At 50.6% G+C, this 25,845-nt stretch carries 20 protein-coding genes; 8 read left to right on the forward strand and 12 right to left on the reverse strand.

Annotated elements, in window-relative coordinates; translation table 11 throughout:
- Positions 1-38 precede the first annotated feature (38 nt).
- Both Pla110_RS18710 and queE read left to right on the forward strand, forming a co-directional pair.
- A complete protein-coding gene (locus Pla110_RS18710) occupies positions 39-1,292 on the forward strand; it encodes an acyltransferase family protein (RefSeq protein ID WP_144998032.1) in 1,254 nt (417 codons plus the stop codon).
- A gap of 88 nt (positions 1,293-1,380) precedes the next feature.
- Positions 1,381-2,016 carry a 7-carboxy-7-deazaguanine synthase gene (gene queE, locus Pla110_RS18715; RefSeq protein WP_144998034.1) on the forward strand — a complete coding sequence of 212 codons (636 nt, stop codon included), beginning with the start codon at positions 1,381-1,383 and terminating at the stop codon, positions 2,014-2,016.
- A 96-nt stretch (positions 2,017-2,112) separates the two neighbouring features.
- Here queE and Pla110_RS18720 read toward each other — a convergent pair whose 3' ends face one another.
- From Pla110_RS18720 to Pla110_RS18735, 4 genes are all read right to left on the reverse strand, one after another.
- Positions 2,113-3,501, reverse strand: coding sequence for a Gfo/Idh/MocA family oxidoreductase (locus Pla110_RS18720; protein WP_144998036.1), 1,389 nt, complete (start codon positions 3,499-3,501; stop codon positions 2,113-2,115).
- Between the two features lie 241 nt (positions 3,502-3,742).
- Positions 3,743-4,843 (reverse strand): hypothetical protein, encoded by a 1,101-nt coding sequence (locus Pla110_RS18725; RefSeq protein WP_144998038.1) that lies wholly within the window; start codon positions 4,841-4,843, stop codon positions 3,743-3,745.
- On the reverse strand, positions 4,840-5,379 hold the full coding sequence (locus Pla110_RS18730) for an anti-sigma factor family protein (protein WP_144998040.1): 540 nt from the start codon (positions 5,377-5,379) through the stop codon (positions 4,840-4,842). The genes Pla110_RS18725 and Pla110_RS18730 overlap by 4 nt, the downstream gene beginning before the upstream one ends.
- Before the next feature lie 80 nt (positions 5,380-5,459).
- A complete protein-coding gene (locus tag Pla110_RS18735) occupies positions 5,460-6,071 on the reverse strand; it encodes an RNA polymerase sigma factor (RefSeq protein WP_144998042.1) in 612 nt (203 codons plus the stop codon).
- Positions 6,072-6,472: 401 nt separating this feature from the next.
- Here Pla110_RS18735 and eboE point away from each other — a divergent pair, with 401 nt between their 5' ends.
- The 4 genes from eboE to Pla110_RS18755 all read left to right on the forward strand — a co-directional run bounded on the left by eboE (position 6,473) and on the right by Pla110_RS18755 (position 12,791).
- A complete protein-coding gene (gene eboE, locus Pla110_RS18740; RefSeq protein WP_144998043.1) occupies positions 6,473-7,666 on the forward strand; it encodes a metabolite traffic protein EboE in 1,194 nt (397 codons plus the stop codon).
- A gap of 112 nt (positions 7,667-7,778) precedes the next feature.
- Positions 7,779-10,103 (forward strand): efflux RND transporter permease subunit, encoded by a 2,325-nt coding sequence (locus tag Pla110_RS18745; RefSeq protein WP_231742607.1) that lies wholly within the window; start codon positions 7,779-7,781, stop codon positions 10,101-10,103.
- 47 nt (positions 10,104-10,150) lie between these two features.
- Positions 10,151-11,536 (forward strand): sigma 54-interacting transcriptional regulator, encoded by a 1,386-nt coding sequence (locus Pla110_RS18750; RefSeq protein ID WP_144998046.1) that lies wholly within the window; start codon positions 10,151-10,153, stop codon positions 11,534-11,536.
- A 127-nt stretch (positions 11,537-11,663) separates the two neighbouring features.
- Positions 11,664-12,791 (forward strand): right-handed parallel beta-helix repeat-containing protein, encoded by a 1,128-nt coding sequence (locus tag Pla110_RS18755; RefSeq protein ID WP_144998048.1) that lies wholly within the window; start codon positions 11,664-11,666, stop codon positions 12,789-12,791.
- Between the two features lie 5 nt (positions 12,792-12,796).
- On the opposite strand, the gene Pla110_RS18760 is transcribed toward Pla110_RS18755, so the two are convergent.
- Positions 12,797-14,332, reverse strand: coding sequence for an outer membrane protein assembly factor BamB family protein (locus Pla110_RS18760; protein WP_144998050.1), 1,536 nt, complete (start codon positions 14,330-14,332; stop codon positions 12,797-12,799).
- 183 nt (positions 14,333-14,515) lie between these two features.
- Here Pla110_RS18760 and dinB point away from each other — a divergent pair, with 183 nt between their 5' ends.
- Both dinB and Pla110_RS18770 read left to right on the forward strand, forming a co-directional pair.
- Positions 14,516-15,712 carry a DNA polymerase IV gene (gene dinB, locus Pla110_RS18765; protein ID WP_144998052.1) on the forward strand — a complete coding sequence of 399 codons (1,197 nt, stop codon included), beginning with the start codon at positions 14,516-14,518 and terminating at the stop codon, positions 15,710-15,712.
- 1 nt (position 15,713) lies between these two features.
- Positions 15,714-16,172 (forward strand): SRPBCC family protein, encoded by a 459-nt coding sequence (locus Pla110_RS18770; RefSeq protein ID WP_144998054.1) that lies wholly within the window; start codon positions 15,714-15,716, stop codon positions 16,170-16,172.
- 30 nt (positions 16,173-16,202) lie between these two features.
- Here the strand turns inward: Pla110_RS18770 and Pla110_RS22710 are convergent, their stop codons facing one another.
- From Pla110_RS22710 to Pla110_RS18800, 7 genes are all read right to left on the reverse strand, one after another.
- Positions 16,203-16,361, reverse strand: coding sequence for a hypothetical protein (locus Pla110_RS22710; RefSeq protein ID WP_197440286.1), 159 nt, complete (start codon positions 16,359-16,361; stop codon positions 16,203-16,205).
- Positions 16,348-18,246 (reverse strand): secretin and TonB N-terminal domain-containing protein, encoded by a 1,899-nt coding sequence (locus tag Pla110_RS18775; protein ID WP_197440287.1) that lies wholly within the window; start codon positions 18,244-18,246, stop codon positions 16,348-16,350. The genes Pla110_RS22710 and Pla110_RS18775 overlap by 14 nt, the downstream gene beginning before the upstream one ends.
- Before the next feature lie 800 nt (positions 18,247-19,046).
- Positions 19,047-20,150, reverse strand: coding sequence for an undecaprenyldiphospho-muramoylpentapeptide beta-N-acetylglucosaminyltransferase (gene murG / locus Pla110_RS18780; protein ID WP_144998058.1), 1,104 nt, complete (start codon positions 20,148-20,150; stop codon positions 19,047-19,049).
- Positions 20,150-21,370 carry a putative lipid II flippase FtsW gene (gene ftsW, locus Pla110_RS18785; RefSeq protein WP_144998060.1) on the reverse strand — a complete coding sequence of 407 codons (1,221 nt, stop codon included), beginning with the start codon at positions 21,368-21,370 and terminating at the stop codon, positions 20,150-20,152. The genes murG and ftsW overlap by 1 nt, the downstream gene beginning before the upstream one ends.
- A gap of 192 nt (positions 21,371-21,562) precedes the next feature.
- The gene (gene mraY, locus Pla110_RS18790; RefSeq protein WP_144998062.1) at positions 21,563-22,666 is read right to left on the reverse strand and encodes a phospho-N-acetylmuramoyl-pentapeptide-transferase; all 1,104 of its coding nucleotides are present in this window, start codon (positions 22,664-22,666) and stop codon (positions 21,563-21,565) included.
- Positions 22,667-22,738: 72 nt separating this feature from the next.
- On the reverse strand, positions 22,739-24,154 hold the full coding sequence (locus Pla110_RS18795; protein ID WP_144998064.1) for a UDP-N-acetylmuramoyl-tripeptide--D-alanyl-D-alanine ligase: 1,416 nt from the start codon (positions 24,152-24,154) through the stop codon (positions 22,739-22,741).
- A 120-nt stretch (positions 24,155-24,274) separates the two neighbouring features.
- On the reverse strand, positions 24,275-25,771 hold the full coding sequence (locus Pla110_RS18800; protein ID WP_144998066.1) for a UDP-N-acetylmuramoyl-L-alanyl-D-glutamate--2,6-diaminopimelate ligase: 1,497 nt from the start codon (positions 25,769-25,771) through the stop codon (positions 24,275-24,277).
- Positions 25,772-25,845 lie beyond the last annotated feature (74 nt).

A 25,845-nucleotide genomic window follows, 5' to 3' on the forward strand; every position in this document is an offset into this window, starting at 1 on the left:
GGAACCAGCCAAACAAGGACGTGTTCACTGGATTTTCGATGTCTGAGTCAGAGATAAGCCACGCAATCCCATCTACGGTTCCGCTACCGAAGCCTGCCTTAGAGCATCTGCCTGCCCTTGATCATATTCGAGTGGCCGGGGTGCTGCTCGTCTTGCTGCTTCATGCGTTGGTCCCTTACGTCACGCACAAAATGCCTCTGTTAGTCTGGCCTGTACTTGAGTCGGGTGGCGATGAAGTCCTGGATTCGATCTTCTGGTGGATCGAATGCGTCATCATGCCTCTGTTTCTTCTGCTGTCCGGCTTTGTCACAGGACGATTACTACTGAAATATTCCGGCTCCGAATTTTTAGAGCATCGGAAACGACGGCTGTTGTACCCTCTGCTATTCGGAATCGTTTTTGTACTCCCTTTTGACCTCTACGCCTGGGGCATCGGATTTGTGCTGCATGGCGGACTTCCCCTGGAGAAACTGCTCGCTCTGAAATTTGGCGACCGCATCGACGATAATTTGTGGGGGCTTTCTCATCTGTGGTACCTGCAATACGTTTTCTTATACAGCCTGATTCTGACCGGAGGACTGTGGGTTCTGAAATCTTATCCCCGTCTGCACGATTTCCTGAAAGGGATTGAACCTAGAAATCACTGGTGGAAAGTGACCTTTCTGGCGGTGGCGGGAGTAGTGGTGTTGTTTTGGGAACCGGCTGTGGTTGTTGGGTTTCAGCATCGATTCTGGCCAGTCCCTTCGAAGTTTTTGTACAGCGACCTGTTTTTCGTCGGCGGCTTCTGGCTACAACGCGCGGAAGGTAGCTTGGATTGGCTACGGAAATGGGGACCAGTCAGCGCGGCCGGAGCTATGGTCGTCTTCATCTGTGCTCTTCCTCTTATTCATCAGGAAGTCCGGAACGTGATTTCGGCTGACGAGCGTTGGCTGATGTGTGCTTCAATCGTTTGCACGGCCTGGTTCAGTTGCCTGGGATTGATGGGCTGCTATCTCCGTTGGATGAATCGCAAAGTCAGTTGGATCAGTTATTTTGCCGCCGCCTCTTTCTGGATGTACTTAATTCATCATCCCATAATCGGAGCGATTCACACCGGTCTTGCTTTCGTTTCCCTGCATGCCGTGCTAAAAGGAATTCTGTCCTGGTTATTAACGGTCGGGGTGACCGTGGGAAGTTATGAGTTGTTTGTTCGCAAGACCCGGCTGGGGGACTGGTTAAACGGAAAACGCCGCGTGCCGGAGGCAGCACCGGTGATCAACTCCCCTGCACTTCCCGACCAGAAAGCAGCCTGAGGAACCGTTCGCGCATTTGCACTCCTCGGATTTTTTCCCTTGGGCTCCGTTTCTCCTCTGCGGCTCAGTTCCGCGTCGGCACATTCGCATGGCTTATTTTATTAAAGAGATCTATTTCACACTCCAGGGCGAAGGGTCGCATACGGGCCGACCGGCGATTTTCTGCCGATTCGCTGGTTGCAACTTGTGGACGGGCCGAGAGCAGGATCGTGAAAAAGCGATCTGCCAGTTCTGCGATACCGACTTCATCGGAACAGACGGTCCCGGTGGTGGAACATTTGCCAGTGCGGACGAACTTGCGGAGCGCCTGCACTCCTACTGGCCGACGGGAAACGAAGCCACGCCCTACATCGTTTGCACTGGCGGAGAACCTTTGCTGCAGATTGATGCCGCTTTCATCAAGGCGATTCATGAGCGCAGCATGATCATGGCGATTGAGACCAACGGGACGAAACTCCCTCCCGCAGGAATTGACTGGGTCTGTGTCAGTCCGAAGGCCGGAAGTGACTTCAAGCTTACTCAGGGTGACGAGTTAAAGCTCGTTTATCCCCAACCTGAAGCGATGCCGGAGCGATTTGCGGGACTCGATTTCGAACATTTTTATCTGCAACCGATGGATGGTCCGAATACGAAAGAGAATACGGCGGCAGCGGTTCAGTATTGTCTGAAACATCCCCAGTGGAAACTAAGCCTGCAGACCCATAAGTTCCTGGGAATCGATTGATTACATCCCCCGGAATTCAAACATAAAAAACCCGCATCGACTCGAATGAAGTCGATGCGGGTTTTGTTGTTTAACAGTGGTTGTTATCTAGTCGAATTAAGCTTCGATTTCGTAACCTTTGCGTTGCTCGCGGCCCTGCATTTCCTGAGCCATGCTGTCGCCGATAATCTGTTCGGTCGTCGGATCCCATTTCAGTTCCCGATTTAGCCGAATGGCGATGTTTGCCAGGTGACAGTTGGTCAGAGCGCGGTGATGAGTGTGAACATCGGAAATCGGTTGTTCCCCTGTCTTCACGCATTCCAGGAAGTTATTCATGTGAGCAAATGACCCACCTTCGGGCATTTTGCCACCGTAGACTTCGGCGATCTGATCGTCGGTGATGGGATTCGTTTCCAAATCTTCAGCCGGTTTGCCTTTCATCGATCCGCGGCTGACATGGAAGCGACCTTCGGTTCCTTCAAACAGAATTCCGTTACCATCATCCGAGTCGGAAACGATGTTCATCGTAATGCCGTTTTCGAATTTCAACTGCACGTCGAATTTTGTGGCGACGTTGTACATGTCATCCTGAAGCGGCATACCATCTTTAAATTCGACAGGATGCTCGGCCATGATGGGTGTGATCGTCTGTGGGCCGGTCTCGGTGAGACCGCAGGCCCAGCTAGCGATGTCGACGTGGTGAGCGCCCCAGTCGGTCATCTTGCCACCGGAGTATTCGTACCACCAACGGAATTCGTAGTGGCCGCGAGTCTGCGGCTGGATTTTGCCACTGCTGTTGGTCAGTTCCATGTAACGGTAATCAACGAGAGGTGCCTGTCCGAGCCACATTTCCCAGTTGAGGTCCGAAGGAGCTGCCACTGCGGGAATACTGGGACTGACGGGAGCCTGACCAATGTTGCAGGTGACGGTGTGGACATCGCCAATGCGGCCATCACGAATCATGGCAATCGCTCTGAGGAATCGCAGGCCCATTTCGGAACGCTGCTGAGTTCCTACCTGGAAAACGCGACCGGTTTCTTTTTGAACTTTGTTGATCATCTTGCCTTCTTCGATGGTCAACGTGAGCGGCTTTTCACAGTAAACGTCTTTGCCCGCTTTCATCGCTTCGATGGCAATTTTTGTATGCCAGTGGTCGGTGGTAACAATTGTGACAACTTCGATGTCTTTGTTGTCGAGAATCTTGCGGTAGTCTTCGAATGCTTCAGGCGCTTTACCCAGTTCGGCTTTGACTTTGTTTTTGGCTTTTTCAAGGTGGCGTTTATCAACATCACAGACGGCAACAATGTCGGCAAATTTGACGGCACGACGACCACCGACGTCATCCCAGCGGCTACCGGTTCCGATGCAACCCATGACAGGTCGTTCCAATGCCGATTTAAAATTGGCCTCAACCGGCTGAGGAGAGAACCAGTAAGGCATCGATCCAGCGGCGAGCGCGGTGGCCGCAGAAGTTTTCATGAAATCGCGTCGGTTTTGTTGGCTCACTTTTTGTTCCTTTTGAATAATAGTGCGTGTCGAAGAGATGAATCTGAAGTGATAATCCCGATTAAAGAGCGGTGTTGATAGTTTCCAGTGTAACGCGAGTCATCAACCGAGAGCCAGCCTTTATAGACGCTTTTCATCATGCGTTACGCAGGTTCGCAGTCCGTCATCAACCAAAGATGCAGGTGTTTAAACGCCTCATGAACATTGATTCGAATGACTAGAGCAGGGATATTTACCTGTATTAATCCTTCGGACGCTCGTCAGAGGAGGGATTTGGGCGTGGAGGGGAGCCAAACCGGGACCGGTCGTCGTCTGGACGTCGATGCCGGGAACGTCCACCCGGTCGACCGCGTGAATCACGTTTGCGCTGAGAATTCAGAAGCCGCTCGATCTCGCCCAAATCTTGATTCAGCCAGTACTTTTTCAATAACCGTTTGAACCGTTCTGGCGGTTGATTGGCAGGGCCAATATCGGCTTTGACTTTTTCATCCAACTTGTCAAAGACATCTTCCAGTTGCTCGATAGTCGGTTCCTGCCCCTTCTTGGCGAAATCGCGGTAGTAGCTTTCAATCTGATGATGGATGAAATGGAAGACGGCCATTCCGTGCCCTTGAGGGGGAATCTTCTCCAACCATTTGCGGGTCTCTTTATTCGGAATCCGGCGAATCATCTCCTTGACCATATCGGAAGTAACCAGTTTCGATTCTTCATCCTGCTCACGCCCTGATTTTTTGAATTCCTGTTCGAGCGCGATACGGAGTAGTCGTGCGTTCTGGTCCTGCTGATCAAGGAGGTCGAGACTTTGCTGAACTTCAGGTTCCAGTTTCATTTTTTGGCGAAGTGGTTCCAGAATCGACGCTATTTCGGCAGGCAACTGCGCCAGACGAGCTTCCGTTTCCTGCTGATTGGAAAGCTCTTCTTCGCGCAACTGATCGAACATTTTTTTCTGGTTCTCCTGCGCGCGGTTTTCTTCAAGAAACCGATTGATCAACGCCATACGTTCATGAACGCTATTTGTTTCGGCCAGTTCTTTACGCTGCCAGGGGGTCAACGAATCTAACCAGTCACAGTAGATGTTGAACATGTTACGGAGATCGTTCGTTCCCTGAATCTTTTTGTGCATCTCCCGAAGTTCCGTTTGGTCTTCCGGAGAGAGCGATTGGAAGTAATTCAGGTTTTTCTCGACCTGTACTTTTTCAGAATGCGAGAGTTTTAACAATTCCGAACCCGCTTTGGGATCAGCCGCTTCAAGTTGTCGAGCAACGAACAGGATAATAATCCCACCCGTCAGAAGAATTGAGGTCGCCCCGATCATTTTCGTCTTCTTGGAGAATTGATTCATTCCTGACCCTCCTCGTCAGTCGGAGCAACTTCTTCGGGGTATTCCCCTTGAAGGGGACCGCTCAGGTTTTGTTGCAGGAGCTGCCGAAGCAGTTCTACATCGCCCATTTCCCGGTAAATGTGGAGATTCTCATAGAGCGGAAGTTCTTCGAGAACCTGCTCTGTTCGTGTTGGCCAGATTTGCTGTCCGACCACGTATCCACCGAAACTAGCCGCTCCCATAATTCCCAACCAGCAGAGCACAACCAACCCTTTGCGTACCCAGTGGAACCAGCGTTGATGAAACAAGGGGATGTGGCTTTCGATCGCCGCGATGGAAGCCATGGTCTGCTCTGTGAAATTTTCGGATGCTTTTTCCTGGGGTAACATATCGAGCAAGTCAAAACTGCGAGAGAGCATCTCCACATCATGCCGGGCAACTTCGCTCTGAGCGAGCAGAATCTCAACATTGTGTGAGGCATCCTCGTCCAGTTCCCCATCGAGATAGGCAACCAGATTGGATCGCAGGTCTGAACTGACTCGAACAATTTTTTTCATGGAATTACAGGTCTACGAAAAACACAAAGTGGTGAGGTCGAAAATCGTGTGGGGCAATTTATTTGTTTCGTTTCGTTCCTTTAACGGATCAGGGGTTCCAGAATGACTCTCAATTTTTCCCGCGTCCTGGCGAGTAATGATTTGACGGCGGGTTCCGTCATGTCCATCGCGGCGGCGATATCCAGGTAGCTCATTCCTTCAAACTTGTGAAACAGAATGGCTGTCTTTTCTCGATCAGATAGTGATTCGAGCGATTCCCGAACCTGACCTCGCAATTCTTCACGGGTCACTTGTCGGGCAGGCATGAGTGCCGATTTCTCGACAGCCAGTTCTTCTTCCGGTCGCACGCCAAACACGGTCGATTTGCCTCCCGGCATTGCGACTTCTTTCCGGCGCCCTTTTTTCCGACGGGTATTACTCGCCAGATTGTTCGTAATGTGAAAGATATACGTCGAGAACTTGGCGGTCGGTAGATATCCCCTGCGGGTTCGGTAGACGCGTAGGAAAACTTCCTGTGCCAAGTCTTCTGCTGCTTCGTGGTCAGCGAGAATATGCGAAAATATACCGACAATGCGGTCCTGGTAATTTTCGACGAGTTGACTGAATGCTTTTTCATCCCCATCGCGGACACGCAACATCAGTCGCACGTCGGGATCTTTCAGATATTTTAAATCCAGGGAAGACGTCGTCACCACGAATCAGTCGTTCTCGTTGCTATAGGGGAAATTCACTCCCGTTAACCAAGGATTGGTTTCGGAGCAATTATTATTGAGATCAGGAACGGATAAATCAGTCCTACAGGGTCGCCAAGCATCCCTATCTTGCGCTACTGCCTGTTATTAAACTAGTTAGGACGAACGGCCTGTCTGAAGAATCTACCATTATGCAGCCCTGTCCTCTGAATTGAACAATAAAAACAGGAAAATGTAGCGTCCAAAATAAGAGAATCTCCTCTTCCGGTCGCAAGTCGAGAGGCAGTTCGGTGTGAGCTTCCTCTGGTTCTGCTAGAATAGCGGCCGAAGAAAGCACCTTAAACAGTTACGTATTCTTCCCGCATTGTCATCAACTGATTTTTCTTTTCTACAGGTTTTGTATGTCTCTCAGCACTCTTCCTCTCTGTTATTGCACCAATGTGCACGCGGCGCAAACTGTACCTGAAGTTCTTGCAGGGTTAACTCAGTACACCGTTCCCGTGAAAGCGAAATATGGAAGCGAGCTGGCAGCCGGGCTGTGGCTGGCGAAATCGGTCACCGATGAAATTCTAAGCGAGCCCGACGGGGTAACAAAACTCGCCCAGGAACTGGCCGCTCGAGATTTAACCTGCCACACTCTAAATGCCTTCCCCTATGGTAATTTCCACAGTGACCGAGTGAAAGAGCAGGTCTACCTGCCCGACTGGTCTACGGACGAACGGTTGAACTACACCTTCGATTGTGCCCGTATTCTCGCGGGGATTCTCCCGGAAGGTCGCGAAGGCTCCATTTCAACAGTCCCGCTCGGGTTCAAACAGTTTGATTACGCAGATAACTTTGAGCAGGTCGCGATCGGTAAACTTATCGAACTCGCCCAGAAGCTGGATGACTTACACGACGAGACAGGGAATGTCGTCCGATTGGCGATTGAACCTGAACCCTTTTGTCTTCTGGAAACGACCGACGAAACGATCGCCTTTTTTGAGAAGTTGTTCGCCATTGCAACGGAGCAGAACCTTCTCGACGAAGTTAAACGACATATTGGCGTCTGCTACGATGTCTGCCACCAATCGATTGAATTCGAAAATGTGGGTGCATCGATCAAAAGACTGGAAGACCAGGAAATTCGCATCAACAAGGTGCATATCACTTGCGCGATTGAAATCAAAAACCCGGGCACAGCAGCCGAATTGCGAGAAGTACTTAGTCGATACGTGGAACCCCGGTATCTGCATCAGACGATGGCCAGAAATGCCGCAGGCGAAATTCGTCGACTGGTCGATCTAACGAAGGAATTTGCGATGTCCCCTCCGGCCGACTTTGCCGAGGCCGACGTCTGGCGAGTCCACTATCATGTGCCCGTCAACGCCGAACAAGTGGGGCCGTTGGGCACGACACGTCATGATTTGAAGAAAGCGCTCGACGCCGTGCATCAGCTCACCTACGCTCCGCATCTGGAAGTCGAAACATATACCTGGGATGTTTTGCCAGAAAATAAGGTCGACCTCGTGGAGGGACTTACCCAGGAGTTAGTGGCGACACGGAAGCTACTGGGCTCCATTCGTTTAGCTCAGACGAATATGATCATCAGTTGAGGATAGTCACCAGAAAAAACGACAACTTAAGGACCGATAGCTCAGTGACGGCCAGATCCAGGATTGTACGGAAACAACCGGTAATAATTTTTCTCGGATGAAATGAACACGCGTGAGCGCCTCCAGCGAACAACCTTCCCATTCTTCGAGCAGCCTCGACGGCCTGGTTCATCTGTTGATCCGGTTGCGGTGGATTCTTCTGCTCACGGGTATCGCACTGATCATCATTTTCTGGCCGGTCGCAAATCGGATTTCTTTCGATCAGTCGATTGAATCTATGTATGCGAACGACAATGTTCATCTGGCGGATTACGTCCAGAGCCGGAAATTCTTTGGTGGAGATGAGTTTGTCATTCTGGTCAATCAGAATCCCGATTTGTTTGACAATCAGGATGAATTGGAGCTCAACGAGAAATCGATTGATGAAATTCATACCCTCGTCGAGCAACTAACTGGAGTACGCCCCGATGAGGAATATGAGACGAGTGAATCGGACGCCCCCTCAATCGACCGGCCAGAGGGTGTTCAAGGCGTCGAGACAGATTCAGTGCAGAATCTGGCGACGACTCTCGATTTCAAACACACACGCAAGCGCATCACGAATCTCATCGAAGGGATTCTCATTGGAGAAGACCGGCAAACAAACGCTGTGGTGATGCGGCTCGTCCCGGAACAAGAGGCTATTGTTCCCCGCTCCGAAACGATTCGTGAAATCAAGGAGATTGCTGAACAACAATCACGTAAGACATATGTCGTGGGTGAGCCGGTTCAAATTCAGGAGATGTTCAACTACGTTGAAGAGGATGGGCGAAATCTTTTTTACGCTTCCCTCGGTCTATTGGGGGTCGTCCTGCTTTGTTTCTTCCGCAGCCTTCGCTGGGTTTTGCTTCCGATTACCATGTGCCTGTTTTCCATCAAGGGAACTGAAGCGATTCTGGTAATGAGCGAAGCCCAATTGAGTATGGTTAGCTCGATGTTGAACTCACTCGTGATGATCATCGGAATTGCAACGATCACACATATCGCCGTTCATTACCTGTCCGCTCGTAACTTACTGTCCCCCAGTGATGCTTTGAGCGAGACGATGCAGAAACTATTACCGGCGATCGCCTGGACCTGTGCGACGACTGCGGTTGGTTTTGGTGCGTTGCTGTCCAGTCAGATCCGGCCCGTGCAAAGTTTTGGAATTATGATGGCATTGGCATCGTTAATGGTGCTGGTCTCGGTTCTGCTATTCGTTCCGGGCGGCGTATTGTGGCGATCTGGAAAGGTGACCAGGCTTGATTCCCCCGATTCTAACGCACCAAACTCACATTTGGGGAATTTGCTCTACCATCAGGCCATGCTACTCGAACGTCATCCGAAACGCGTTGTAGGCGGATTTCTTGGACTACTCGTTCTGGCGGGGATTGGATTTACCCAGCTGAGAGTCGAAACCGACTTCAGTCGTAACTTTCGCGAGTCGAGTCCCATTGTCCAGTCTTTAAACTTTGTAGAATCGCACCTGGGAGGCGCCGGAAACTGGGAGGTCAACTTTCCCGCTCCTGACGAATTGAACGAAGCCTTTCTGGAACGCGTCGAGAAGGTATCCGACCAACTGCGGGAATTACGCGTTGATGAAGAGACATACCTTACGAAAGTCATCTCGCTGGCTGACGGCGTCAACACAATTCCTCGAATTCCAATCGTCGCCAGTTCCCTGCGAAAACGAATGGCGCTGTTGAATGGGTTTCAAAAGAATTTTGTGGACTCGCTCTATAATGTGGACGAACAACGAATGCGAATCGTATTGCGGGCGCAGGAACGGCAACCATCCGAACAGAAACTGGCCTTAATACATTCCGCTCAACAGATTGTCGCCAAAGAATTCGGTGAGGCAAAAACCACGGGGTTATATGTACTATTGGCCTACCTGATCGACAGCCTGCTCTCTGACCAGTTGATCAGTTTTCTCTTTGCCGGTCTGGGAATTTTCCTGATGATGAGCCTCGCGTTTCGGAGCTTGCTGATTGGGTTAATTTCAATCGTGCCGAACCTCTTTCCAATTATCGTCGTCATCGGTTTTATGGGATGGTTCGGCGTGCCGATCAATATAGCGACGGCAATGATCGCCTCGGTTTCTCTCGGTTTAACAGTCGACTCAAGCATTCACTACCTGGCCTCTTTCCGCCGGGAGCGTGAGTCCGGAGCCACATTTGAGGAAGCGATTCACCGAACTCACCAGGCGACAGGAAAAGCTTTAGTTTATGCGAACCTGGCATTGATTGCGGGTTTCAGTGTTTTGACCCTTTCTCATTTCATCCCGCTGATTTACTTTGGAATTCTCGTCAGTCTCGCCATGCTGGGCGGTCTCGCCGGAAACCTGTTTTTGCTCCCTGTTCTACTGAAGGCTATTGAGCGTTTTCAAACAAACGCCAAACGGCTCACGACTTCTTAAACAGCCTGTTCCCGCACGAACTTTCCCCGTACGAATAAGAAAAACGGATGGCCGCCAAACGACTACGCAATTGGGATTCTCTGGTAGCGAAAAGTGACAGTCCCTGCTTCGTACTTGATGTTCAGCGCCGGGTCGTCCTGTTCAACCGAGGATGCGAAGAGTTGTTCGGTTGGACGATGGCAGAACTGGGAGACCGTGAATGTCGTTACGTCACGGAACCAGATCCCCTTCAACCGGAATCGGTGACTTCGATTCTCGCCCCTCCGGAAGAAGTGTGGCAAGGGGAATCAATCGCGGTACCCACCTTCGTGCGTCATCGCCGGTCGACAGAACGACCTCTGTCTAAGTTAATTCGTTTTACACCCCTGCTTGATGAAGAAGGTCTCTGTCAAGCGGTCTGGGGAAGCATTGGCGAACTGACTTCAACCAACAAACCTGATAAACCGCGCCCCTCACACTCTGTCCATACGGAACTGGCGGCGCTTCGTATTAGCTTGCGACAACAGTACGAGTTGGATCGATTCATCGCTAAGTCTCCCGTGATGAAATCAGTTCTGGAACAGATCCAGCTTGGTGTTGGTAAATCACAACCGATCTGTCTGTCGGGAGAACGAGGCGTTGGTAAACAACACGTCGCGAGCATCATTCATCATGCGGACAATCCTCAAAGTCGAGCCTTTGTCCCATTGAACTGTAACAGCCTGACGGACTTTCAGCTTGAGGAAGAACTTCAGCAGTTATTTGCAGCAAGTGACGATGATCAATTGCCTTCCGGTCTCCAACCGGGAACGCTCTATCTGGAAGAAGTAGAATATCTTCCGCGCGAGATCCAACAATGGTTGGTCCAGCAGTTCAGCAGCGTCACCTCTCAGCGTCGTCCTCGACTGATGGTGGGTCTGCGTCAATCGCTCGCTCAACTTCGCGAAGACAATGTTTTCTCCACAGAATTTTTCTACTTGCTGGCACCTCTTCAGATTCATCTTCCCCCGTTACGTGAACGACCGGAAGACTTACCTCTACTGGCTCAATTTTTTCTGGAACAATGCAGTCGGCTATTCGAAATCGACCAGCAAATCAGTGGTTTCGATTCCTCGGTCTGGGAACAATTGAAGCAATACCACTGGCCCGGAAATCTGAATGAACTACAGACGACGGTACGGGACGCGTATGCCAACTGCCTCGGCAGCGAAATTGCATTGGACGATCTACCCTTCTCATTCCGAACCGGCCGCGATGCCCAGCAATTGACCGACCCGCTTAAAGAACAGGAACCGCTCGACATTGCACTCAAAAGAATTGAAAAAGAGCTGATTGAAGAGACTCTGGCCGACTGTCGACAAATTAAAACCAACGCTGCCAAACGTTTAGGACTCACACGCGCCAAGCTGTACAGACGAATGGAAAATCTGGGCATTCCGCTGGATGATGAGTAAGGGGCCAGACAGGAACGGGCTGGGTGTATAGAATAACGGCGCGCACGGTCCAGAATTCGCTTTAGTTTCTAAGCGAAGAAATTATCGAACCGTCCTTAAAGACAATGTCAGAATTACAACTTTGCATATGATCATCAAAAGCCTGTCCGTCTTCTCTATTATTCTCAGCTGCACCCTCACTTATGGTGCCGATCTCGATGTATCCACGATCGGAAAGGTTAGCAATTCAACGCTCACGCTGCACCCGGGAGAACAACAGGTGCACGGACGCGTTGTCATTCCGCCGACGATTGATCTAATCAAGGGGTCCAAAGACAGCGTACTTCGGTTTGAAGGATTGACCCCCAAAGATGGCGAATGCCTCGGCACACTCGTCCGCAGCCACAGTCGCTTAACGATTAAAGATTTAACAATCATTGGCGATCACGACGGGCTCCCACTGGGCCCAGGGCATCAACTGGTTCATGGATTGGCTATTCGGATGGTGGAGGACGTTACCATTGCGAATGTCACTATCAAAAATGTGGCCGGTATGGGAATCAACTTGAGTGGTTGCACCCATATTCTGGTACGGAACTGCACCATCAAAGATGTCGGTCGGGATGGAGTGACCAGTTACGGTCGATCAAAGAGCGAACTGAAAGAAGGACAATGGATCGATAGTGGTGATCGCGATAATCGATTAATCGAAAAGTTGACAGTAATTGATAATCATATCGAAAATGTCGGCGATGACGGCATCGCCTGTTGGCTCTCCTCGGCGGGTTACTACACCTACCACGGCCAGAATCAGAATGTCACCATTGCAAACAACACGATTGTCGGTGTCAGCCAACCGCATGCCAAAAACTTTGGGCGGGGAATTGCCTTGGGCGGAGTACGACAGGCGCTTCTCGCGAAGAATAAGATTATTCAGATGCCGACCCACGGAATTTATGTGGGGATCGATATGACAGCCCGCTTCGATCATGAACGACCGGCACGCTCGAGTGAAGAGATTAAAATCATTGATAACCTGATTGTGAACACCGGCCGCTACCAGGGAAGTGGTTACATGGTCAAGCAGGCGGGCATTTACCTCGAAGAAGTTGACCAGGTTCTACTGAAACGCAATACCATCTCGGGCATCTACAAGAACCGAGACAAACCGAAGTCTTCGGGAATGGGCATCATTCAGATTGAATCGGAGAACGTCGAACTGGATGACAATACTATTGTGCAGGAAATGCTGCCTTACACTCAAGAGACTCCGTAACCGGGTTATTCACCAGCCAGATCAAAGCAGAAGATTTTACTTTCGGCTCTCAGGTAAAGTCGCTTGCGGGACAGGATCGGAGCGGCCCAGGTTGGGTAGGTCAGCCCCTCGACGAAGGTTCGAGAAATCTCTTTGAATTCTTCGGAAGAAACTTCGACGAGTGCGAGTGTACCCCGTTCTCCCAGCACGATGAATTTGCCATCAGCAAGAATCATGGAACCACGCCCATAATAGGGCCAGGGAGCTTGGACGCCTGTTTTCTTGTCGGTGAGCGATCTTGTTTCCGGATTCTGTTCCAAACGTACAAGAGGATCGCCTTCAAATCCACGCGTCTGCCATTCGACCTTGCCTGATTCCACGCTGATGCAGGTGAAGTGACCTTCATTTTCGTGCCGCCCACTGAAACCATAGAGATAGTCACCAACTTGGATCGCCGTTGACCAGTGCGTCAGCATGTTTCGGGTATCCCGCCAGAGAACTTCGTAAGAGTTGCCATCTTCACCAACCTCAAGCAAAGCGGAGCCAACCCGGTAGGCGGCTGAGATGAAGATTTTATCATCAATGACGACTGGAGTGGCGGCGTTGACCGATTCGAACGTACGGGACATGAACCAGTATTTAAAGTTCTCTTCACCCGTTTCCGGATCAAGGGAAACGAGTCCCTGACGCATCAGGCAGATAAGATGTTTTTTGCCGTGGAAGGTCGCGACGATTGGAGAAGAATAACTGACCAACGCCTCGTCACCGGTCCACGTATAAGTCTGATTGCGTTGGCCAGTGGAAACACCTTCCCAGGTTTTCTTGCCAACGGCTTCCCAGATGATATCGCCCGTCTCTTTGTTGAATGCAACAACCCCCGCATCACTCTGGCCACCGACGAGGACAATGAGTTTATCGCCGTCAATAATGGGATTGCACCCCACGCCAAAAAAACCATCAGGGACTTCAAATTTTTCTTTGAGCTGGTGCTCCCATACTTTCTGGCCGGAGAGAAGATCGAGACAGAGCAGCATGCCTTCGGGGCCGAGTGTAAAACAGCGATTCTCTTCGAGCACAGGAGAGCAACGGGGCCCTTCGTTGTAACCGTAAGGGTCCGAAAAACTACTGGGGTATTCGTATTTCCAGATCGATTTTCCGTCCGTCGCCTGCAAGCATTCCACCACTTCCACGGGGCCAGGATTGCGACCGTCGCGGGGACGATGATGCACGACCATTCGATTGCCCAGAATGGAGGGCGAGCTGTAACCAATGCCAATCTCTTTCGACCAGACGAGAGGAGGACCTTCCACAGGCCAGTTATCCAGCAGACCCTTTTCTCCCGAAACGCCGGTACCGCGCGGTCCCAGAAAGCGAGTCCAGTCTTCCCCTTCTCGATCCACAGGATCAACGGGAATCGTTTGAGAATCCTCTTGCGCGAGCAATCGCTGATGCGTACTCAATGAATTCAGCGAGAACGCGACGATTGCGAATATCAGGAATACAAAAGAAGCCGTGAGCGATTGTTTGCCCCGACAGGTTGAGGGGGTAGAATGGAATGACATCGGCAGGATTCCGAAGGAAGGAGTTTTGCGGTGGGTAGAGACGTGTTGAACACGATCCTTCTCAGTGTAACAGCCCACCAGGCGCGAAGCGAGATCGAAGCCAAAAGTCTATCAGAGCATTTAATTGCAGACATCTAAAGTCGTTTACTGACATCTATCCCTCTTCTACGAATCGATCGCTACATGATCTTGCATATCGATATGGACGCTTTTTATGCGTCTGTGGAAGAACGAGACCAGCCGGAGTTAATCGGGAAGCCGGTGATCGTCGGATACTCGTCAGAAGGACGAGGGGTCGTGTGCGCGGCCAATTATGAAGCACGTACCTATGGCGTCCATAGTGCTCAACCGATGGTGACGGCTCGCCGACTTTGTCCAAATGGCGTCTACATCCGCCCGAGACACCAGCACTACGCCGAAGTCTCCCGTCAGATTCGGGCGATTATGGAAAGTTACACGCCGCTCGTCGAACCCTTGTCGTTGGATGAAGCTTTTCTGGATGTGACCGGATCGGAACAGTTGTTTGGCAGTTCCATCGAGATTGGCCATAAAATCAAACAGCAAATCCAAGATGAAGTAAACCTGGTTGCTTCGGTAGGTGTGGCTCCGAATAAGTACCTCGCCAAAATTGCCAGCGACCTCAACAAGCCAGACGGATTCTGCGTAGTTGACCCGAATCGGGTTCAGGAGTTTCTCGATCCATTGGCAGTCAGTCGGCTGTGGGGCGTTGGCAAAGTCTCTCAGAAGACTTTCAAACAGTTGGGCATCAAAACAATTGGTGAATTACGCCAAGTCCCTGACAGTTATCTCGAACGGAAGTTCGGCAAGTTTGGAACTCATTTATGGCGTCTGGCTCATGGGATTGATGAACGCAAAGTGCAACCCGATCATCAGGCCAAATCCATATCACACGAAACGACGTTTTCGAATGACGTGAGCGATCCGAAAGTCTTGAAAATGTGGTTACTCGAACAAACGGAGCAAGTCGCGCGACGAATGCGGCGGAATCAGTTATTCGGCAAGACAGTTAATCTGAAAATTCGCTTCTCGGATTTCCAGACGTTTACCCGGGCACAGTCATTACCGCACGCGACGCAGACGACACAAGAGATCTGGGAAATCGCTGCAATGCTACTGGAAGAGAAAGCACCTAGCCGATCTCTTCCCGTCCGATTATTGGGAATCGGTATGAGCCATCTTCACGGTGAATCGCAGCGGCAACTAAGCTTGTTCGGCGAAGACGATCACCAGAAACTGAACCGTCTCGATGAGACCACAGACGCCATTCGAGAACGGTTCGGAACGAGTGCGGTACAGCGGGCCTTAAGGCTTGAACTTCCCGCGAAGCGAACCGAAGACTCTGGAAAAAAGGAGAGCTGAGATGAGTGCAGTCACTGAATCAGTCTGGATTGATGCTCCTCAGGAAGAAGTTTTCCGCAAGGGTTCTGATCTTCCTCACTGTGAGGAGTGGATCGAAGAGATCATCCGAATAGAATTGTTAACAGAGGGGCCAGTCGGAACAGGAACCCGCTGGCGGGAAACCCGAATGATGTTCGGCAAGCAATCAACGGAAGAGATGAGCATCACGCGATTCGAACCTCCGCAGATGTACCAGGCGGAAGCCTATAATTGCGGATCACAATACATCACGCAAATTCATTTCGCAGCCGAGAACGGCGGAACCAAAGTCACCAGCAACTTCAACTGCGTTCCTCAAACCTTCTTCGCAAAAATTATGGTTTGTCTCACCGGTTGGATGATGAAAGGGATGCTGCGCAAAATGCTACTAAAAGACATGACCGATCTCAAATCCGCCGTAGAAGCGGATGCCGCATCTTAATGTCGAAATAAAACAGTCGAATTTGGCTGACTACTTCTGTTCATCCGGCAGATCATCACGGCGGTCTTTTCCGCTACGACGTTCGCGCATCACGTGGACCTGCTTTTTGCGACGATCTACGCCTTCTCGACTCTCGATCAGCTTCTTCAACTCGGGTGGAATCGGGATTTCTTTTTCATCGTTTGCCATGCCGTAACTCCTGCATCACCGGTTCAATTTCAAATTCGTTCGTGAATGGCCCGACTTGGTATTCAGGAAACAATTTTTCCGGAATTGTGAATTCCAGATTCAGGATTTCTCCCGACTGGTTTTCGTGCTGTTTTGTCCGCTCGAAAGCGACTTTGTTCAGTTTATGTTCGTTGTCCTGCGAAGTAGTAGGTTCAGATTCCGCATATTGCTCAGGAGTACTCGCCATCGGTTCCAATTGAGAGAACTCTGGCATGGATTCCAAATCGCACAGTTCCGGATAATCGGGATAGCATACCGGTCCAGACCAGGGTTGGAGACCATATTTTTCCTGCACACTGGGGACGTAATATTCGATCGGTTTAGGATAAGGTTGCTTCAGGTTGTGGGGGATTTCCTTCACCCGGTCCCAATCGATTTTACGCGGATCGTACATGGCATCGGGAAGTTGTGGTTCCCAAGGCCGATCCACAGGTTGCAACTGACCTTCCACTAACGGAGTCATCACCCGTTGGACTTCGACTTCATGCTCACAGAATTTGTCGTAGTTATACGGCAGAATGTGTGGCGTAAGCACGATGATAATTTCAGTTCGACGACGTTCCGTTCGGCGACGTTGAAACAGTCGTCCGACACCCCATAGGTCGCCAAGAATTGGAATTTTGTTTTGTACATCATTGTCGATCTCTTTGATCAACCCACCGATGACCATCCCTTCGCCGCTTCCCACCATGACCGATGTTTCGACTTCCGTCGTTTCTTCTTCTGGTAGGCCCGTCAACAGATTGATCTGTCCTTCCGACACTTCCGGCTTCACCATCATCAACACTCGACGATCATCACTGATTCGAGGGACGACGGTGAGCACTACACCCACATCCAGAAATTGAACATTCTGCAGGGTACTGGTCTCGGTCGTGGTCGTGACGAGGTAACCGAGTTGTCCCCCAATCTGGATTCGCGCTTCCTGCCCGTTTAATACCAACAGTTTAGGATTCGCGAGCGTTTTGGTGTCGGTGGTTGTTTGTAGTGCTTCAAGTAGCGCGTCTAAGTCCGTGCCATCAATACCAAACAGGAACGCAGGCGAAGAAAGCGGATTGGCAAAGCCTTGTGTTTTAAAACTGATGTCAGCCCCCGCGATCTCTGCTAACGCCGTCAGATTGACTCCGTGCGATAACTCGTTTCGCAGATCGACTTCCAGAATTCGAGCTTCAATCAATACCTGCCGTGGCGGTATGTCCGTCTGTTCAATATAGGCCGAAATTCGGTCGACGTATTCGGGTAAGTCTTCGACGATAATCGTTTCCTGTGTCCGTCGATTATCGTCTGAACTGGTCTCGTTTAAGAAAGAGTGACCCACCGGTGAAAGCAATCCCTGCACTGTTTTATCGACATCGACTGCGGAGAGAAAATTCAGATTAAAGACGCGCAATACTTTTCCGTGAACCTGCGAGGATCCACTGCCCCCACTTATCGGGCTGATGATGATAATTCCATTTTTACGAATCCAGGTGTAACCCGTACTCGCCAGAATCGCGTTCAACGCGTCTTCTAAAGTCACCCGATTGACAGTCACGGAAATTCGGGTTCCTACTTCGCCCGATGTAATAATGTTGATTCCCTGATTCTCCGCAATCAAACTAAGCACCGTTCCCACAGGAGCGTCCCGCACAATGAGCGAGATCAAATCGTCATCATTCGAAATCCGAACACTTTCGGATTGGGGAACGGATTCCAGTGGAACGCGTGTGGGTTCAAAGTCCATTGGTGGAACCGGCAAGGGAGGCGGTACACCCAAATCGGAATCGCTTTGCAATTCTTGGGGGGCACCCCCATCAATCTGAAAGTTCGCCTGAGTGAATTTCGCCTTCTGGAAATCGACTTCCATATCACGAACTTGTCGGGCAGGGTTTGAGATCTTAGAACGAGCTCCTAATTCAAACGATCGAGAATCGAGAGATATTTCGGGATTAGTCGTCGCTCGAGACTTCGAGTATTTATGCAGGGAGTAAGAATTATTTTCGCCAAGTTCTGACTGCGGGATGGATCTGACCGAAGGCAGGGTTTTCTTTTCCGATGGACTCTCCGCTCTATCCTCAGTTTCACGAGATGATGTTTTGGAATCCTGTTGAAACGCACCGTATCGTTTCTGCTCAACCTGGGGTTTCTTATCGCGCTTGAAGAATCCCGTTACTTTCTGACTGAACGAGATCGATTCGGTTCCCTTGGACGAACTGCTGGCGGATGGATTTCCGAGTTCTGTCGTTGTTGGATAGCGGGGTGGTTCGGCTGCGGAAATTGTCTCTGGAAGCGCGCACCACAACCCCGCGACTAAAATCAACACGGGGAAGAACCCGTATTTTATTCCTGTCGTGAGGGGTCGAGTAAATTGGATCGGACAATAGTCCATATTTGAACAGTCGTTCGTAGATCAACTTGAGTTGGAAGTGCACTTAGTCAAATTTATCGGACAAATCTGCGCTCTGAGAATTGGATTTCTCCCTACCATCCGTAAAATCGAACCGGGTCAGTGTGACCGTCTGCGAAAAATCCATATAGAGGCTCAGTTCTATTAAAGTTCAACAATGCTGGCGCGCAAGTGTTCCCATTGATCGAACGATGTACTCAGACAGTCCCGAAAGACCTTCGCTCGCGAAGTATCCAAACAAGAGAAGTAGGGAGAAATTCCTACTGAAGAAGCAGATCGACCACTGTAGCCGCCGCGGTGGGACGGGACAGATTTCGCATCGCCTGTTGCATCGCGATAAGCTTGTCCGGTTGTTCCAGAAGCCGTTGCAAATGCTGCCCCAGTCGATTCTGATCACTCTCGGAGGCATCCACATTATCAAAACCGGAGGCTGGTTCTGGTGACAGGATGGCCGCACCGTTCGCTTCAAAGTAGCGGGCATTCTCGGTTTGGTGGTCGGCCATCGCATGCGGATAAGGAACAAGAATCGCCGGACATCCGGCGCAAGCGAGTTCCGCCAGGGTCGTCGCCCCGGCACGACAGATCGCCAGAGTAGCACCGTGATAGAGTTCTTCCAGCCGCTCAAAGAACGGAGCGACTTTGACATCGATCGAGAGTTGCTGATACCCATCGCGGACGCGTGTCTCGTCTTGTTCACCTGCCTGGTGATAGATTTCCCAGTCTTTCAGTTCTGTCTGCAAAGTACGAATCGCATGTAAGACGAGCGTATTAAGATTATGAGCTCCCTGACTTCCGCCGAGTACGATTAATTTCTTGCGAGCACTCGATGGAACGGACCTAATGACTGACTGGAGAATGGACTGTCTCACCGGGTTACCAGTGACAATATGTTCTGGTTTGGGAGATAAGCGACCCTGTGTCTCAGGAAAGGAGAGACAGAGTTGATTGGCAAAATAACTCCCCAGTTTGGTCGCACGACCTGCAATGATGTTCTGCTCCAGCAACATGACTGGTCGGTGCTGGCGAGAGGCGGCCCACACAAAAGGAAGACTGGCAAAGCCGCCCAAACCGATGACGGTTTCTGGATTGAAATGAGTCAGCTCAGCCGCAGCGAATTGACATGCTTTTCGGAATCGGTGGAGAGATCGAAACGGATGACGACGAAAACCGGTCGAGGGTTCCATCTCCAATTGAAGGTGTCTGTAACTCGTTTGTGCCAGAATCTGCTGTTCGATTGGTCGAGTCGAACCTGCAAAGCAGATTTCCACCTCAGGGACCCGTCGTCCCAGTTCTTCAGCAACGGCAATACCGGGAAAAAGGTGTCCCCCAGTCCCGCCCCCCGCAAACAGGATCCGTAAACTCATCAGGCAACTCCCCGGCGCGAAAGGGGTTCTTCCGGCTTCGCTTTTGATGAATTGGAAACAGCTGCTTTTTTGTTTGTCTTTGTTTCGGATCCGGTCTCCGTCTCCATTTGCCCGAGACGAACATGCAGTGCTTCATCAGGTCTGGCGAGACTGACGATGATTCCTAACGTCATCAGGCTGACAATCAGGTTGGTTCCTCCATAACTCAGCAGAGGGAGAGGAATTCCTTTGGGAGGGACTAGCGAAGTCACGACGGCCATATTAATTCCGGCCTGAAGAACCAGTTGACAAATTAATGTGAAGCTGACGATCTGCTCGAAGCTGCGTGCTTTCAATCTTCGTGTCAACTTAAACCCGACAAGGAACAGGCCCGCCCAGAGCAGAACCACCGTCAATGTGCCCATCAAACCCAGTTCCTCTCCAATCACTGCGAAGACAAAGTCGGTATTCGCCTCCGGAAGAAAACTCAGTTTCTGCCAGCCTTTGCCTAGTCCTGTCCCCCAGGTTCCACCGGAACCTAGAGAGATCAACGATTGCTTCAACTGGTACGGTGCCGCCCCGAAATCATTCCAGGAGTCGACAAACCCGGTGATCCGTTTGAGCTGATACGGTCTTAACACCAGCAGGGAACCCACAGCGGGTACCGTCACCAGGGCGCTACCGATGAAGTACTTTAAAGGCCACCCACCCACATAAAGAGTGATGGCACATCCAAGTAATAAAAACAGACTCGTGCCCAGATCAGGTTCGATTACTACCAGGGGAACCAGAATGGCAGGAGGTATCAGAAGTGGAATGGTTCCATATATCCAATGGGACAAACGCTCTTTTCGCAAACAGATCATTCGCGCGAGTAATAGCGGGAGAGCAATTTTCCCAAGATCGGAAGGTTGAAATCGAAGCGGACCCAGTTGTAACCAGCGCTGGGCTCCATTAACCGTTTTACCCAGTCCCGGAAGCAAAACGAGCGTTAACAACAGCAGCGTTAAAGCAAAGAAAGCCGGCGCCAGTTTGAACCAGATGCGGGGAGGAATCAGGAAGCAGATGTAGGCGAGGCTGACGCCAATCGCCAGACGAACAAGATGGCGTGAGAGATAAATCTGTTCGAACTCGGTCGGCCACGATGTGATACTCGCGCTGTAGACCATTATGATTCCGAAGCAGACAAGCGCGCCGGCCAGCGAAAGAAACAATCCACGATCTCGTTCGTAGTTCGTCATCGTTTTAAGATTCGTTAGCGTGAGACGATTTGTGGAGCTTCTTTGAGCTACCAAGGATTGCGATTTATCGCAGTCTAAGAATTACCTTGGTCTAGAAAAGGGGAGAAGCCGATCCGATTGATGTTATCAACCGAATCGGCTTCCCAAATCCCTCTCTCCCTAACGCCGCCTGATATATGCTTACAAAGTTTTTTACCGAATCTTTAGGCTGGCAAGGGCGAGGATGGCAAGCAGTGCTGCTGCGATCCAAAAGCGTGTGACGATTTTTATCTCATGTTGGCCTTTGAATAAATAGTGATTATGCAGTGGAGAGCAGGCAATCAATCTTTTTTTCGAAATTTTATACCAACCGACCTGCAAGATCACGCTCATAGTCTCAATCACGAAGACACCACCGGCAATTACCAGTAATGCTTCCTGTCGCGCTGTCAGTGCTGCCAATCCGATCAGACTTCCAAGAGATAACGATCCCGTATCTCCCATAAACACCTGAGCTGGAAAACAGTTAAACCAGAGAAACCCCATGACGGCACCCACCAGGGCACCCATCACGATAGCGAGTTCTCCGCACCCCGGTATAAACGGAATGCTCAAATAACCTGCCAGTACTTTATGGCCAGCCAGATAAGTGAGTGCCACAAAAGTAGAACCACACATAATCAGGCAACCGCTGGCGAGTCCGTCGAGTCCATCGGTCAGATTGACTGCGTTCGAACTACCGACCAGAACCAGCATGCCCCAGGCAATTAGACCGACTCCAATTGGAATCGAATAGCTACCTATGGGAGAGAGTATTGAGGTCGCTCCTTCAATCTCTCTTAGCTCCAGATACAGGAGCGGCAGGACTATAGAGGAAATCAGAAATTGAGCCAATAGCTTTTCTTTGGCTTTTAGCCCATTTTTTTGAGAAGAGAGTTTTGTCCAATCATCATAGGCTCCCAGTGCCGCAAAAGCAGTCGCAGAGAACAGTCCTAACTGCACAAAACGATTACTCAGATCGCCCCAGGCCAGAACCGCTATCAAGATAGAACCCACTACAAAGATGCCACCCATCGTGGGTGTATTCTGTTTCTCGGACTGTAACTCGTTTAGTTTTTCCGAATCACTTTTAATCGGTTCACGGAATCGATTCTGCAACCAACGAATTGCCAGTGGACCAAGAAGTATCGCTATTAAAAAGGCGGTCAAACTGGCCAGTGCCGTTCGTGCCGTCAGGAATACACGGGAATCGCCCGTCGAATAAAATTCGAGGCGTTCCAGTAGTGGTCCAAATTGATCGAGTAACCAGACTAGCATCGAGGTCCAGAAGGATATGTTCAGAGGAGGGAATCGAGAGGGGGTCGTTTGAAATTTTCGGACGATCTGAATTTACGCAGCGGGACGCCAGAACTGGTAACCGAAATCGTCCCGGTCTTCTTCCAGGTGTTCAGCAAGCCATTGGATTATGCGTTCCATTTGCATTCCACGGGAGCCTTTTACAAGGAGTGCATCACCATGTTCAACGCAGCAGGAAAGTACAGCCTGTAGTGAATCGAGGTTATTGCAAACGGCGGTTTGATGTGAGGGCATACCATACTGCCGGGCACCGGCGATGACGGAGGAAGCGAGTTCTCCAAAGCTGATCACCATTTCAATTTCACTTTTAGCGACTTCCTGCCCCAGTTGATGGTGGAAGAAAATCTCACCCGGTCCCAGTTCCAACATATCACCGACCACCAGAATTCGTTTGCCGGTTACATTCAGTATTTGCAGAGTTTCAATCGCCGCTTTCATGGAAGCAGGATTGGCATTGTAACTGTCGTCGATCAGGTATACCTGCCCGATCTGTCGCCATTGGCAGCGACCGCCCATCGGTTGAAAATCGGCAATGCCGTCACGCAATTGTGCCAGAGACAAACCAAGTTCTCTACCAATCGCAATCGAGCACAAGGCGGCTCGTATATGATGTTCGCCCATAGCAGGCAGGAAGTAATCGTCACCCGCAACTTCAAACCAGATTTTTCCATTTTCTGTTTGAACGTTTTCCGCCCGAAGTTCATTGTGCGGTTCAAATCCAACCGAAACTACTGGGCAAGCGGCAATCTCTCGCATCAAGAGAACTTTGGGAGAGTCGCCATTCAGAATCGCCAACCCGGTTTCCGGAAGGGCCGCGATGAGTTTCTGTTTCTCTTGTAATATATTGTCAATCTGTCCAAATGTCGAAAGATGAGCCGGTGCCACTTCTGTGACGACTCCCATTTCAGGAAGGACCATTTCGATCAGATTATTGAGATCGTTCGAGCGTGCCGCTCCGAGTTCGAGTATGGCAAACTCGTCCGTCGGATTGATTGACAGCAGACTGAGCGGAACTCCATATTCGTTATTGAAGTTCTTTGGAGAACGAACTCCCTGAAAGCCGGTGCGAAGTGTGGAATAAATCATTTCCCGCGTCGTGGTTTTGCCCACCGAGCCCGTTACGCCGATGACGAGTGTCTCCAGGCTCCGACGATAGGCTGCCGCGTACTGGGACAGTGCCTGGTAAGTGTCAGGAACGACAATACAGGGCAAAACAGTTTGTTCGAGAAATTCGGCATGAATTACTGCCGCTGCAGCACCATTCTGGGCTGCCTCTTTCAGGAAGTGATGCGCATCGTGATTCTCACCTCGCAAGGCCCAGAACAGAGTACCCTCTGTAATTCTGCGCGAATCGATCGAGATATCAGGGAAGCTCATTTCGCTTGATTCGAAATGATGCGGAGTTCCCTGCGTGGATTGCAGAACATGTTGAAGTTGAATTCGATTCATCAGTATTTCGGATGTTCGGAGCGAACGTTTTATCTGAGATGAAAGGAAGGACAAACGGGCCCGATGTCTGTCGTGATCTGCCGTGAGAGAAAACTCCACAGGGCAACGTGTCGAATGAGATTAATGATTCACGGTCAGACTCGATCTGACCCATGAACGCGCTGCTATGTATTGCTGAATGATGGCGACGTCGTCAAAGGGAATTTCTTCTACGCCGTGAATCTGCGTTTTTTCATGTCCTTTACCGGCGATGAGCACGGTGTCTCCCGCTTCGGCTCGGATCAGTGCCCACTGGATCGCCAGTTGCCGATCAGCTTCCTGATGTATTTCAGGGTGAGTACCAGACTCATGAAGCCCTTCTTCGATTTGCTCCATGATGACGTATGGGTCTTCCATGCGAGGATTATCACTCGTCAGAACGACGACGTCTGCCCGGGAAGCAACTCTGCCCATTTCAGGACGCTTCGTGCGGTCCCGATCGCCACCTGCTCCAAACACGCAAAAGAGTTTCCCACGTGTTACGGTTTTGAGGGCATTGATCGTTTGCTCTAAAGCATCAGCCGTATGAGCATAATCGACGATGATATTCGGTCCGTCCTCCACGGGTACTTTTTGCATTCGGCCTGGAATCAACTCCAGATGTTGAATCCCGGTGATGACGGCCTCCATCGGTAACCCACAGGCGAAAGCGAGCGCAGCCGCCATCAGGCAGTTAGACAGGTTGTGGCGTCCCAGCAGACTCGATTCGATAGGAATCGTATCCCCCTGGTAATGCAGGACAAACCGTGTTCGCTCGAACGTTTCGTCGATCACCTCGGCATAGAGGTCTGCTGTCGGAGACTCCAGGCTGACGGTGAGAAGTTCTTGCCGTTCATGAACACGATCACCTACCTGGCAACTCCCTTCGTCATCCAGATTGATGACCACAGTCGTGGCGGCGGAACAATGTTCAAGAATTCGGCATTTCGCGGCGAGGTAGGCCTCGTAGTTTTCGTGATAATCGAGATGGTCGTGAGTAACATTGGTGACCGCCACGGCACGAAAACGAGAACCGGAAACTCGATTTTGATCGAGTGCATGGCTGGAGACTTCCGTCACGGCGTAATCGCAACCTTGCCGTACCATCCGCCGAAGAGCGGATTGAAATTCAGCGGGGCCAGGCGTTGTTAACAGTGAGGGGGTTGTTTCGTGACCGTCGTAATTTTCGATCGTGCCCAGAAGGCCTGTTTTCTTTTGAGCGGCTTCAATAATAGCCCGCGTCATCCAAGTGACTGAGGTTTTCCCATTCGTCCCAGTCACGCCCAACAGTGATAAATTCCGAGATGGATTTCCACTTAAAGCTGCGCACAACTCCGCGTAGGCTTTACGAACGTCCTTAACTATGCATTGCGGTAAAGGGATGTCTGGCCGAGGACGATTCACCAGAAAGGCAGTCGCACCGTTGGCGTGCGCATCTTGAATGAAGGAGGTTCCCTGGTGCTGTGTACCCTCGATGGCGGCGAACAGAGAACCAGATCGGCAATGCCGACTATCATCCGTGGCATGTTGTACCCAGATATCCGCGCAACTGACAAAGCTGGCAAATGGAAACAACTTGCGAAGACTAACGGGGAACATGCCCCCGGTTTCCGACGTTAAATTATCGATAGTGTTCAATCAATTTTCCCATCAGGAAAAAGGCCGCAACTGGG

Origin of the sequence: Polystyrenella longa (assembly GCF_007750395.1) — a bacterium.
Classification (GTDB): domain Bacteria; phylum Planctomycetota; class Planctomycetia; order Planctomycetales; family Planctomycetaceae; genus Polystyrenella; species Polystyrenella longa.